Here is an 11845-nt window from a genome sequence, read left to right as displayed (position 1 = left end):
TTCATTTTTTACGAATTTAACGAATTTAATGACATAAAAAAAGCAGGAAAAATTTTCCTGCTTTTTCGTATTTTATAGTAAAGACTTACCAGTCTGAAGACCTTTTTCTTTTTTCGATCATATAATCTATTGAAAGTTTACCAGCTCCCATAGCAATGATCAATAAATAAACCGAAAGATACAATAGACTCAATTCTCTTTTATCAAATAAATCGGCTCCGTGTACTACAAAAGCTGCAATAGCCATGGTAAAAATTAAAATCCCTGTTGCGACTCTTGTGAAAAGTCCTAAGATTAAAAGAATGGAACAAACAAACTCTGCAAATACCGTTAAAATCAATGAAATCTGCGGCCCAAGTCCTAAAAAATCAAAAAACTTTATTTCTCCTCCTTCCAACAGCTGTTGAAGTTTAGGGAAACCATGAGATAACATCGCAAATCCGATAAATATTCTTACAACCAATAAAACTATATCTACATAGATAGGATTAGTTTTCGAGTTTGAGTAGCTCATTCAATAACATTTTAAACTTAAAGATAATAAAAATCTTTTAATATAACGATGAATATTGAGCTTTTAGTCTATCTGTACCCGAAATTTTTAAGGTCTCTGTCATTTTTTCGCCAGTCTTTTTTCACTTTTACAAAAAGATTCAGGTGAATTTTTTTAGCAAAGAACTTTTCAAGATCTAATCTGGCTTCTGTTCCTACTTTTTTGATAGCTTCTCCTTTGTGACCGATAATAATTCCTTTCTGAGTATCTCTTTCTACGTAAATAATAGAATCGATGAAGATAATCCCTTCTTTTTCTTTAAACATTTCTGTCACCACTTCTACAGAGTAAGGAATTTCTTTATCATAATTCAAAAGAATTTTCTCTCTGATAGCCTCATTTACGAAGAAACGTTCCGGTTTATCGGTATACATATCTTTGTCATAATATGCAGGGTTTTCCGGCAGCATCGACTTTAGTTTGGGAAGAATAATATCGGTATTGAAGGCATTAAGTGCAGAAATCGGTAAAATTTCAGCTTTTGGTATTCTCTCATGCCAGTCTGAAACCAGTTTTTCCAACCCTTCCTGATTGGTCTGGTCTACTTTATTTAATAGTAATAAAACAGGAACCGGAATTTTATTCAGTTTATCAATTAAAAACTCTGAAGGTTCTGCTTTATCAGTTACATCTACAATAAAAAGAAAAACATCAGCATCCTGTAAAGAGTCTTTCACAAAATCCATCATTTTTTCCTGTAAACCGTATTTAGGATCAAGAACTCCGGGCGTATCTGAGAATACGATCTGAAGGTCTTCTTCATTATAAATTCCAAAAATTCTGTGACGTGTTGTCTGAGCCTTTTGGGTAACAATCGCCAACTTCTCTCCCATTAATTGGTTAAGTAAGGTCGATTTTCCGGCATTGGGCTTTCCAACTATATTTACAAATCCTGCTTTATGCATAAAAATTATATTACGAACTGCAAAGTTACTAAAACAAAATCGGTCTATCCCGATTAATGGGAAACTTCTCTTTAAAATCTGTTAAAATAGTCGGTCGAAAACAGTCTAAGAAATTATTGTACAGAATCTTTATGGATCAGCTTGGCTTTAAAAATAACCCTTTCGCCATCTTTTTTGTAATTGGTGATTTCATCATCAATCAGCTTTATGATCATTTTTGCCATATCTGTTAAAGGCTGCTTCACATAAGTAAGTTCTATCGGGAAAAGTTCATAAGCTTCTGCTTCGTCAAAGGTAATCATCGAAAGATCTTCCGGAACTTTAATGTTGTGTTTAATAAAATAACTCATCCCCGCAATTCCTAGCTTATTACTTGTAAAATAAACGGCCGTTCGTTTTGAAAGATCCAATTGTTGTTCAAGAGCATTATGGATTTCCTCTTTTCTGTTTTCCATTCCTACCAACACTCTTTTGTAGCTGATTCCGCTTTCCGGAAAACGCTTTTCAAAGCCATATTGTCTGTCCAAAAGATGGGGAACTTCAGTATTGTATCCTACATAAAGGATTTCTTCAAAGTTTTTAGCTTTCAAAAAATCAAAAATCTGCTCAGAGACTTCAAAATTGTTGACCAAAACACCCGGCAACTGAATATCTTTAAGATAACGGTCAATAGTAACCACCGGATATTCATCTTTAATGAGTTTTTTCAGGGTCTCATCCGAATCGATAATCGGAGCTACAATCATTCCGTCAACCTGATGCTCTGCAAAAAGTTCGGTCAGTTGCTTGAATTTTTCAGGATTTTCATCCGAACTTCCGATAATAAGGGTGTACCCAAGCTTTATGGCCTCATCTTCAATACAACGGGCCATTGTAGAGTAAAAACCATTCGAAATATCTGCTAGAATCAATCCTATGAGTTTACTTCGGCTCATTTTTAAGCTTTTGGCAATCTTGTTAGGAACATAATTGATAGAATCTGCAATTTCTAAGATTTTCTCTTTGGTTTGCTGGCTTATTCTACTTCCTTCTTTTTTATTAAGGACATAAGAAACTGTTGCTACGGAAACACCTGCAATTCTTGCGATATCTTTTATGGAAGCTCTTTTCATTATATGGATTAAGAAACAAAAATATTCGATTTAATCATTAATAAACAATAGGTATTTTCTTTGAATATTTGAAAAAATTTCGTACTTTCGCAGATTTTAAAAAACAGACCTTTTTCACCTTTAAACAACTAACATACAATTAGTTAAAAATTCATTGAAAATTCACCATACTGATAAATAAGCTAAAAACGGTTGGTTATATTTTTAAAATAAGCTAATTTCGATTAAACGTTTATCTCTAAATAATTTAAAAAAAATTAATATTTCTTTGTAAAAAACTGATATTTTTGGAATTTACAAGCTGTTCTTATTATGAGTATTGACGATATCATCAATAATATCTATCCTCTTCCCGATTCTTCCAGAGATCATTTAAAAAAACATATTGCGGAAGTTTCTTATCCAAAAGGAACCTGTTTAATGGAAGCTCAGAAAATTGTTCCTTATATTTATTTTATAAAGAAGGGAATTGTTCGCGCATATGCCTCTACGGAAAACAATGATATTACTTTCTGGTTTGGCAGCGAAGGAGAAACCGTCATCTCAATGAAAAGTTATGTGGAAGATCAACCTGGATATGAAAATATTGAATCACTGGAAGATTGTGAGCTGTATAAACTGGAAACTGCCAATTTGAGAGCATTATTTGAGCAGGATATTCATATTGCCAACTGGGGAAGAAGATTCGCAGAAAAAGAACTCATAAAAACGGAGGAACTGATTATTTCCAGACAATTTAAAACCTCGTTAGAGCGGTACAAAGACCTCATGAAAGATAAGCCGCATCTTCTTAAGCGCGTTCAGTTAGGTTACATTGCATCTTATTTGGGAATTACTCAGGTAAGTTTGAGTAGAATTCGTTCAAAAATTAATCTTTGAGAGTATTATTTATTGGCCTCTTTGAATTCTTACCACGTTGACTTGAGCCCACATGTGAAGATTCCCTCCATTAGGATTTGTATATGGTAGCGCAGCAATATAAGGTAATCCTGTACCTACATCTACTATCTGAAATTTCACTTCTATTTCTGAAGCCTGAGTTAAATTAACATAAAAAGTTGCTCCTGACTGGTTAATATCATAGGTCTTATCAAAAACCGGCTGCCCATTAATGTATATAAATACAATCCCGTTTTCATTGATAACATCAATATTATTAGCCAATGACAGAAGGTATCTTCCGGCAGGAATAGTGAGCTTTGATATCCCGTCTGATGTGAGTTCCAATTGGTTTTCTATAAAACTAGCAGTACCAGAAATCGTATAGGTACCTAAAGGCATTGAAGCTAAATCCATAGCCACTCTAAAAGTTGTATTAAAATCTCCTAAAGCAAAACTTTGCCAGGTCGCATTTCCTTCACCATCAGACATTAAAACTCTATCTGTAGCTGCCCCATCCGACAATCTGAACGTTCCGTTTACTTCCAGTTTAGCATCCGTAGAAACAGCACATTTTCCCAGAGCCATTTTCCCATCATTATCAACGATTACATCGTCTTCACAATTGGAATTGCCTGCTGTGGGAGTATTCCCTTGAGCATCTATATGAAGTGTTGTTCCTGCTTTGGGTGTTGTGGTCTTAATTCCTATTTTTTGAGCGCTAATCGTAGTGCTAAATAAAAAAATAAATAATGATATATATATTAAATGTTTTTTCATATTATTTAAAATAATAAGTTTCCTAATAAATTAAAATCCAGCGTATAAAAATAGGTCCTGTTGGTAGGAACCTGATAATAGGTTATTCCGCTCAATGGTCTGTTTACCCATCTTAAAGTTATATCTCCTCCGGTTGCATTTGGCACTTCTAAAAAAAAGAAAACTCCACTCAAATATTCAGCATAAGCGATTCTGTACACTTCTTTTCCATCAAGATTAACCAGTAAATAACAATATTCTCTTCCCTGTACATCACCATTAAGAACAGCAACATATTTTCCTTTGGGAACATGAACTCCATAAGAATTTGTTGTAATCCCTATTCCATTATCAATTTTTACAGTAGATGAAAGTGTAGCCTGTGAAGGATCTGTAGATCCAAGGGTAATAGTGTCCGAAGCGGGAAAATTCATTCCTGCAGTTTGCCTTAGCTCCCATTGTGCATAATTCCCCTGAATGTTTACATTTCCATTCCATGAGGCTACGCCATTAGCATTGCTCATTAAAATTTTACCCGCCCCTTCTGTACCATCAGTAATCTTCAGTGATCCTTTTACGACCAATTTTCTATCCGGAGCAACTTCTCCTATTCCTAAAGAGCCATTAGAAGTTATTACAACATCATCGGCTTTTTGTACAGCCGTTGAAGGGTCCTGATTATTGTTATTAGATGCAGCATCTATATGTAATGGATGATTAGGCTTTGTAGTCTGTATTCCTACCTGTGAGTATGCGTAAAAGCAGATGAAATACAGGAATACACTAATTATATTTTTTAATCTCATAATTTTTCTTTTTTTAATGGTTATTAAATTATGACGCTTATTAATTATAGGTAAGTCTTATCAATCTGATATTTAATATAAAAGGCTCAGCAACAAACGGCGGAGGTGTATAGTAAGGCATTTGTGTATAAAGATTGTTGGAGTTGTAGGCGAAATAACTCACTCCGCAATGCAGATAGGTGTCCTGCGTGAAATTATACATAAAAGCAGAACCTGTAAGATTGACCCTATAATAAATTTCATATATTTTATTGTTTAAGGTCTGTCCGGTTCCCGTATGAATCTCTACTCTTCCATACTCATTGATATTCTGTAATTTTAAATCTATTAAAACCAGATATAAACCTTGGGGTACTAAGACATTAGAATTTGGATTAGCCGAATCTATTTGCAGTCCGGCTTCATTTTCTACTAAAGAGGCATTACCACTAATCAATTTTAAACCATCCGTATTTGAGTAATCTAAATTTCCGGTAATAGACCACAATGAGGTTTTACCATTATTTCCGGAGTAGTCCAAGTCCCTTTTCCGTTGGCATCAGAAACAAGTATTTTGCCTTGGCCTTCACTTCCGTCCCTTATCGCAATACGTCCGGCACGAACATCAAGCTTCGCCTGTGGAGAGAATCCTCCCACTACAGCATTGCCATTACTATCAACAATAAAATCATCTGTTTTTGTACTGTCGATTGCTACATTGGTATTCTTTTTAGGATCAACATGAAAAGTTCCCTGTGGTGAGCTTGTCCCGATTCCAACCTGTGCTGGTAAAAAATTAAAAAGGATTAATAATAGAAAGCAAGTCTTTACTTTAGAAAATGTAAAATATCTAGCCATACAACTATAATGGATTTAAGTAAAATTTATAAAATCAACTAAAACCATTCGTTGTGATAACGAATAGAGTTACCTTAATCTAAATTAAGTGAAATGTCTAAAGAACTGTAAAATAAATTATTCTTAGCGCAATTTATTTTATTAAAATAACACACATATGCAATTATTAATACTAATTTATGAAAATAATTCAATACAAGCTGAAATAATTTTACAGAATTAATGATTTTTTAACAAATGTAAAATGTAAAGTCTGCCAGAATCCTGAACTTTGCAGCAGAAAATAACGAAAAATGAATTGGATTATCTTAATTATCGCAGGATTATTTGAAGTTGCATTTGCCTCATGTTTGGGAAAAGTAAAAGAAACAACAGGAACTCCCATGTATCTTTGGTTTACGGGTTTCCTTATAACAATGACCATCAGCATGGTATTATTGATTAAAGCTACACAAACCCTACCGATCGGGACCGCCTATGCAGTATGGACAGGAATTGGCGCTGTAGGAACTGCCTTAATGGGAATTTTCTTTTTTAAAGATCCGGTAAGCTTTTGGAGAATCTTCTTTATTGTCACTTTAATCGGTTCTGTGGTTGGTCTGAAAGCCGTTTCTCACTAATCAGACTTTAAAACATATAAAAAGGGCTTCAAATTTCGAAGCCCTTTTGTTTTATCTTTTTATAACTATCGGTAAGATCTCATTGTGTCTTAACCCATATTTTTTAATTTCTTCTTCTGAGAATTTTTGAGAGTAGAAATTAGGCTCTGTCTCAAAACCAGCTTTTCTTAAACGGTCAAAATAATCCATTCCGTACCAACGAACATGGTCGTATTGACCAAAATGTTTCTGACGTTCTTTAGGATCTTTTATCGAAAAGTCTTCATACGTTTTTTCTAAAGAATTCTTCATCGGAACCTGTAAAATCCCCCATCCTCCCGGTCTTAAAACTCTGTATAATTCACTCATCGCTTTCGCATCATCTTCAATATGCTCTAAAACATGGTTACAGAAGATAATATCAAAGCTTTCATCGGCAAAAGGAAGATCCAAAATATCTGCTTTTACGTCGACAATCGGTGAGAATAAATCTGCAGAAATATAATTCAGGTTGACCATTCTCTTAAACTTTCTTAAAAATTCCTGTTCAGGAGCAATATGTAAAACCTTGTAGTTTTTAGTAAAGAAATCGGTTTCGTTCTGAAGATACAGCCACATCTGGCGGTGTCTTTCTAAACTCAACGTTCCCGGAGACAAAGCATTTTCACGCTGTTTCCCGTAACCGTAAGGAAGAAACTTCCGGTAATATTTACCATCAATAGGATCCTGAAACTTATTTCCTTTATAAAACTGATAAATAATCGGACGTGCCCAAATACTCATTTTTATAAGTAAGGGACGCGGGATTTTATTTAATAAAAGCTTAGTTACTTTTTTCATTAAAAATCCAATTGGAATGCCTTTTCTTCATCACTTACAATACCTAAAGCATCATAAATATACTGGAATGTAGAAAGTAATACTGGTTTTCCGTTGATTACAGCCACATCATGTTCAAAATGTGCAGAAGGCTGATTGTCCAATGTAGTCACCGTCCAACCATCATTATGGAATTTCACTTTTTCAGTTCCAAGGTTGATCATGGGTTCAATAGCAATTGTCAAACCGTCTTTGATCACTTTTCCGCTGCCTTGTCTTCCATAATTCGGAACCTGAGGATCTTCGTGCATCTGTCTTCCCACTCCGTGTCCTACAAGCTCTCTTACCACTCCATATCCTTCTTTTTCGCAATGAGCCTGAATAGCGTGAGAAATGTCACCGATTCTTTTTCCTCTGATACATTGCTCAATTCCTTTATATAAAGATTCTTTAGCAACTTTCAGCAATTTTTTAGTTTCAGGTTTCACTTCTCCGATTTCGAAAGTATAGGCGTGATCTCCTACAAAACCATTTAAAATAGCCCCACAGTCTACAGAAAGAACATCTCCTTCTTTAATTTCCTCTTTACTTGGGAAACCATGAACTACCTGTTCGTTTGGCGAAATACACAATGAGTAAGGGAAACCTCCATACCCTAAGAATGCAGGTTCTGCACCGTGATCTTTAATAAAATCGTGCGCTAATTTATCTAAATACAAAGTGGTAATTCCCGGTTTGATTTCTTTTGCCAACATTCCCAATGTTCTTGAAACCAGCTGAGCACTTTGCTTCATAAGACGTAATTCGTCTATTGTTTTTAATTGAATCATTTTTTATATAGATGTTAGATATTAGATGTTAGAAGTTAGATCTACAACTTAATGAATATTTTAAGTTATATTTAAACTTCTAAGCACCTATATTTCTGATCAACTTTAATTAAAAGCAGAATTTAAAACTAGCTTTTAATTTCTCGTTTTTTACCAGAAAAGTCCTTTTTTCTTTTCTTTTTTCAGTTTTGAATATGCCAAAACCTCTTTGCCTTCTACACGAAATTCTATTCTTTCCTGAATGATGTTATAAATTTCTCCCCATCCCGGAAAACCTCCTAAATTTCTGTCGTCAATGAACCAATCTGCGTCTAGTTTTCTGGATTGTGTTCCATGGTCAAAAACCTCGCCTTCAAAGCTTGAATTGATTGCATAGAATTCAACTCCGTTTTTTTTGCAGAACTCTACTGCCTCATCCAAAGTCTGTCCGTGTCTGTACGTCCATAAAATAAGTCTGTAGCCTTGAGCCTGAAGCTTTTTTAATGTTTCAAAAGCAAAAATTTTCGGTTTTCCAATTGCCGGATATGCATCATCTACAATAGTTCCGTCAAAATCAACCGCAATTTTCTTATTATTCATCATTTCAATTATGATTTAGATTTGCAAAGATAAGAAATAAAAAGAGTGCCAAAAATACTTAGCACTCTTAAACTTTATAATTTAATAAATATAGACTAACTTTTCACCCAATTGAACTGGAATTGTAAATCCGGTGTAGAAATTCTGTCTGTAATTTTCTGAAGTCTTGAAGGAAGTTTCATAAGATATTCCTGTGCTTTTTCAGCTTTTTCATTAAGACCTTTTACATGTTCAATCTTCCATTCATCCAACAAATCTTTTAAGATATTGATGTAATCCTGTCCTGTATATACCATACATCTCTGAGCAGCATCTGAGAAATGTCCCCATAGCTCACCTGCTTTCTGACCAGACTGTCTCATCATGTGAGCAGGCATCACGATTTTTTTACGCATCATATCTTCAAATGCTAAAATCATTTCTGAAGGATCGATTTCTAGAATTTTTGCAACGAAATGCTTATATGCTTTAGCATGTCTTGCTTCATCTGCCGCAATCACCCCACACATTTTTGCCAGTTTTCCGTTTCCTGATTGTTTTGCCAACGTTCCTACTCTTCTGTGAGAGATATTGGTAGCTGTTTCCTGAAAACTTGTATAGACAAAGTTTCTGTAAGGATCCATGCTTGTTCCCAGATCGAAACCGTCATTGATAAGATATTGAGTAGTCACTTCAACTTCTCTCATATTTACTCTTCCGCACAGATAAAGATATTTACTTAAAAGATCTCCGTGTCTGTTTTCTTCAGCCGTCCAAGCTCTTACCCAGCTTGCCCAACCTACTTGTTTTTCTTCCTGATCTACTCCTTCTACTCCCATCAACCAAGATTCATAAGAAGGTAATGCTTCTTCTGTAATACAGTCACCAATTAATGTTACGAACAAATCGTAAGGCATTTCACGTGCAAAAGTCTGAATTTCTTCTAAATCATGTCTGAAATCTTCACTTGAAGGATCCGGAAGGTAATCTGAAGGTTGCCAGATTTTTTCAATCGGCGTTAAAAATTTATCCAGAAAAGAACCTACTTCCTTCCCCAAAATTCCCATTACTTCTTTCCTTACAAGTGTTTGATACATTATATAAATTTAGATTTTAATTTACAAAGATATGATATTATTTATTATTTAAGACATAATATTATGTTAACTCTTTCTGATATTAATCATAAAAATTGCCGTTATTGAAGTAATAACGGCAATTCTTTAATTATATTATTATTTTTAGCTCACTAAAATATCTCCTGTCATAATTTCCGGCGCATCTATTCCCATTACTTTTAAAATGGTTGGAGCAACATCTCCTAATTTTCCAGGCTTAAGATTCCAGGTGTGGTCTTTATCCATTACGATGAAAGGAACAAGGTTGGTAGAATGCTGTGTATTCGGTGTTCCGTCTGGGTTGATCATTACATCAGAATTTCCGTGATCTGCCAAAATGAAAACAGCATACCCGTTTTCATAAGCTGCCGTAGCTACTTTTTCAATACATGAATCCACCACTTCCGCTGCTTTTACTGCTGCTGAGAAAACTCCTGTATGACCTACCATATCTGTATTTGCAAAGTTTAAACATACAAAATCAGCTGTACCATTTTCAAGTTCAGGAACGATAGCATTGGTAATATCATAAGCAGACATTTCCGGTTTCAAATCATAAGTCGGAACGTCTTTCGGACTCGGACAAAGCAATCTTCTTTCTCCTACAAACTCCTCTTCACGACCTCCTGAAAAGAAGAATGTAACGTGAGGATATTTTTCAGTTTCTGCAATTCTGATCTGTGTTTTATGGTTTCTTTCCAACACTTCTCCCATCGTTTCCTGAAGAACGTTTTCATCAAAAACAACATGTACATTTTGGAATGTTTTATCGTAATTCGTAAGAGTCACATAGAAAAGATTCAGTTTTTTCATCGAGAAATCTGGGAAATCCTGCTGAGAAAGTACTTCTGTAATCTCTCTTCCTCTGTCTGTACGGAAATTGAAACAAATTACTACATCATTATCAATAATTTTAGCAACCGGCACTACGTTTCCTGTTTCCGTTGTTTGCGTTAAAATAATTGGCTTGATGAATTCATCAGTTACATTATTATTGTAAGAATCCTGAATTGCTGCCAATGCATCTGTGGTTTCTGTTCCGATACCTTCTACCAATGCATCATAAGCCAACTTTACACGCTCCCATCTTTTATCTCTGTCCATCGCGTAATATCTTCCGACAATTGTTGCCAATTTCCCTGTCGTAGACGCCATATGGTTCTGAAGTTCTTCAATAAAACCTTTTCCAGAAAGCGGATCACAGTCACGACCATCTGTAAAGGCATGAACAAAAACGTTTTCGTTTAATCCGAACTCTTTTGCAGCCGTTAAAAGACCTTTTAAATGATTGATATGTGAATGCACCCCTCCGTTGGAAACCAAACCGATGAAGTGTACTTTTTTGTTCTCTTTTTTAGCATATTCAAAGGCATCCTGAATCACTTTCTCATGTCCAAGAGTACCGTTTTCAACCGCCATATTCAGCTTTACCAGATTTTGGTAAACGACTCTTCCCGCTCCCAGATTCATGTGTCCTACTTCTGAATTCCCCATTTGTCCGGCCGGTAAACCTACTGCCAAACCACTCGCTTCAAGTGTAGTATGCGGATAATTTTTAAGACAGTTATCTATAAATGGTGTGTTTGCTTTATCTAGTGCTGAAACGTCCGGATTCATTCCCAATCCCCATCCGTCAAGAATGGCCAATATTGCTTTTTTTGACATTATGTAAACTTTTGTACTACAAATTTATTTATTTTGAAATGAATGGAAGAATTGATCGACTTAAATTTTGTTTAAAATGATCATCTTTCTTTTGTATTGAAATAAAGAATTAAAAATTCCAGATTGGGAAACTCCAGTTAAAAATTGAAAAGTAATTTTAAAAAATTAGTAATTTCATATACTTAGAATTAATAATGTCTATTTTTAGCCGTATGGAAATTATTCAAAATAAATATCAAAACTTATTTAAAGTCTATGAAATTCTTCTGAAGAAAAATGCAATTGATACAAAATTTATAATAGATTGGGCTGATAAAGTTATTGATGCTTCAACCGACTTGATTACGTTATCATTGAGCTAGCAACAGACTCCAGAAATATAAATGATACAATCTCAATTTTAAA

14 protein-coding genes are annotated in these 11845 nt (G+C 34.6%); 2 read left to right on the top strand and 12 right to left on the bottom strand.

Translation table 11 applies throughout. From position 1 onward, the window contains the following. Positions 1-85 precede the first annotated feature (85 nt). The 3 genes from JI747_RS03455 to JI747_RS03445 all read right to left on the bottom strand — a co-directional run bounded on the left by JI747_RS03455 (position 86) and on the right by JI747_RS03445 (position 2570). Positions 86-514: a DoxX family protein gene (locus tag JI747_RS03455; RefSeq protein ID WP_225686300.1), complete on the bottom strand. Its 429-nt coding sequence runs from the start codon at positions 512-514 to the stop codon at positions 86-88. Between the two features lie 68 nt (positions 515-582). After that, positions 583-1458: a GTPase Era gene (era, locus tag JI747_RS03450; protein ID WP_225686299.1), complete on the bottom strand. Its 876-nt coding sequence runs from the start codon at positions 1456-1458 to the stop codon at positions 583-585. Positions 1459-1571: 113 nt separating this feature from the next. Further along, complete coding sequence (locus JI747_RS03445; RefSeq protein ID WP_225686298.1) at positions 1572-2570, bottom strand: LacI family DNA-binding transcriptional regulator; 999 nt, start codon at positions 2568-2570, stop codon at positions 1572-1574. Positions 2571-2882: 312 nt separating this feature from the next. On the opposite strand from JI747_RS03445, the gene JI747_RS03440 reads away from it, so the two are divergent. Next, a complete protein-coding gene (locus JI747_RS03440; RefSeq protein ID WP_225686297.1) occupies positions 2883-3449 on the top strand; it encodes a Crp/Fnr family transcriptional regulator in 567 nt (188 codons plus the stop codon). Positions 3450-3458: 9 nt separating this feature from the next. Here JI747_RS03440 and JI747_RS03435 read toward each other — a convergent pair whose 3' ends face one another. From JI747_RS03435 to JI747_RS03420, 4 genes are read right to left on the bottom strand one after another with little or no spacing between them, the layout of a single operon-like run. After that, positions 3459-4229, bottom strand: coding sequence for a hypothetical protein (locus JI747_RS03435; protein WP_225686296.1), 771 nt, complete (start codon positions 4227-4229; stop codon positions 3459-3461). Positions 4230-4234: 5 nt separating this feature from the next. Further along, on the bottom strand, positions 4235-5014 hold the full coding sequence (locus JI747_RS03430) for a hypothetical protein (RefSeq protein WP_225686295.1): 780 nt from the start codon (positions 5012-5014) through the stop codon (positions 4235-4237). A 40-nt stretch (positions 5015-5054) separates the two neighbouring features. Then, entirely contained in the window at positions 5055-5501 is a 447-nt protein-coding gene (locus tag JI747_RS03425; RefSeq protein ID WP_225686294.1) for a hypothetical protein, read from the bottom strand. Continuing rightward, the gene (locus JI747_RS03420; RefSeq protein ID WP_225686292.1) at positions 5477-5851 is read right to left on the bottom strand and encodes a hypothetical protein; all 375 of its coding nucleotides are present in this window, start codon (positions 5849-5851) and stop codon (positions 5477-5479) included. Before JI747_RS03420 ends, JI747_RS03425 begins: the two co-directional genes overlap by 25 nt. A gap of 293 nt (positions 5852-6144) precedes the next feature. Between JI747_RS03420 and JI747_RS03415 the strand changes: the two genes are divergently transcribed. Beyond that, positions 6145-6471, top strand: a complete 327-nt coding sequence (locus JI747_RS03415) for a DMT family transporter (protein ID WP_039368753.1) — start codon at positions 6145-6147, stop codon at positions 6469-6471. 51 nt (positions 6472-6522) lie between these two features. Here JI747_RS03415 and JI747_RS03410 read toward each other — a convergent pair whose 3' ends face one another. From JI747_RS03410 to gpmI, 5 genes are all read right to left on the bottom strand, one after another. Beyond that, the gene (locus JI747_RS03410; RefSeq protein ID WP_225686290.1) at positions 6523-7290 is read right to left on the bottom strand and encodes a class I SAM-dependent methyltransferase; all 768 of its coding nucleotides are present in this window, start codon (positions 7288-7290) and stop codon (positions 6523-6525) included. After that, positions 7290-8099 (bottom strand): type I methionyl aminopeptidase, encoded by an 810-nt coding sequence (map, locus tag JI747_RS03405; protein WP_225686289.1) that lies wholly within the window; start codon positions 8097-8099, stop codon positions 7290-7292. The genes JI747_RS03410 and map overlap by 1 nt, the downstream gene beginning before the upstream one ends. A gap of 150 nt (positions 8100-8249) precedes the next feature. Next, positions 8250-8681, bottom strand: coding sequence for a BT0820 family HAD-type phosphatase (locus JI747_RS03400; RefSeq protein WP_225686287.1), 432 nt, complete (start codon positions 8679-8681; stop codon positions 8250-8252). Between the two features lie 92 nt (positions 8682-8773). Further along, positions 8774-9754: an acyl-ACP desaturase gene (locus tag JI747_RS03395; protein WP_225686285.1), complete on the bottom strand. Its 981-nt coding sequence runs from the start codon at positions 9752-9754 to the stop codon at positions 8774-8776. A gap of 144 nt (positions 9755-9898) precedes the next feature. Continuing rightward, entirely contained in the window at positions 9899-11440 is a 1542-nt protein-coding gene (gpmI, locus tag JI747_RS03390; RefSeq protein ID WP_225686284.1) for a 2,3-bisphosphoglycerate-independent phosphoglycerate mutase, read from the bottom strand. Positions 11441-11845 lie beyond the last annotated feature (405 nt).

This window comes from Chryseobacterium tagetis (assembly GCF_016735585.2).
Classification (GTDB): domain Bacteria; phylum Bacteroidota; class Bacteroidia; order Flavobacteriales; family Weeksellaceae; genus Chryseobacterium; species Chryseobacterium tagetis.
Note: the sequence above shows the minus strand (reverse complement) of the source record. Positions and strands in the feature narration are given on the sequence as shown.

What these genes read in the sequence shown, in the direction of transcription:
- JI747_RS03395 (WP_225686285.1), bottom strand. Translation starts at nt 9,754, where the DNA reads ATGTATCAAACACTTGTAAGGAAAGAAGTAATGGGAATTTTGGGGAAG.
- map (WP_225686289.1), bottom strand. Translation starts at nt 8,099, where the DNA reads ATGATTCAATTAAAAACAATAGACGAATTACGTCTTATGAAGCAAAGT.
- JI747_RS03400 (WP_225686287.1), bottom strand. Translation starts at nt 8,681, where the DNA reads ATGATGAATAATAAGAAAATTGCGGTTGATTTTGACGGAACTATTGTA.
- JI747_RS03420 (WP_225686292.1), bottom strand. Translation starts at nt 5,851, where the DNA reads ATGGCTAGATATTTTACATTTTCTAAAGTAAAGACTTGCTTTCTATTA.
- era (WP_225686299.1), bottom strand. Translation starts at nt 1,458, where the DNA reads ATGCATAAAGCAGGATTTGTAAATATAGTTGGAAAGCCCAATGCCGGA.
- JI747_RS03440 (WP_225686297.1), top strand. Translation starts at nt 2,883, where the DNA reads ATGAGTATTGACGATATCATCAATAATATCTATCCTCTTCCCGATTCT.
- JI747_RS03430 (WP_225686295.1), bottom strand. Translation starts at nt 5,014, where the DNA reads ATGAGATTAAAAAATATAATTAGTGTATTCCTGTATTTCATCTGCTTT.
- JI747_RS03415 (WP_039368753.1), top strand. Translation starts at nt 6,145, where the DNA reads ATGAATTGGATTATCTTAATTATCGCAGGATTATTTGAAGTTGCATTT.
- JI747_RS03445 (WP_225686298.1), bottom strand. Translation starts at nt 2,570, where the DNA reads ATGAAAAGAGCTTCCATAAAAGATATCGCAAGAATTGCAGGTGTTTCC.
- JI747_RS03410 (WP_225686290.1), bottom strand. Translation starts at nt 7,290, where the DNA reads ATGAAAAAAGTAACTAAGCTTTTATTAAATAAAATCCCGCGTCCCTTA.
- JI747_RS03435 (WP_225686296.1), bottom strand. Translation starts at nt 4,229, where the DNA reads ATGAAAAAACATTTAATATATATATCATTATTTATTTTTTTATTTAGC.
- JI747_RS03455 (WP_225686300.1), bottom strand. Translation starts at nt 514, where the DNA reads ATGAGCTACTCAAACTCGAAAACTAATCCTATCTATGTAGATATAGTT.
- gpmI (WP_225686284.1), bottom strand. Translation starts at nt 11,440, where the DNA reads ATGTCAAAAAAAGCAATATTGGCCATTCTTGACGGATGGGGATTGGGA.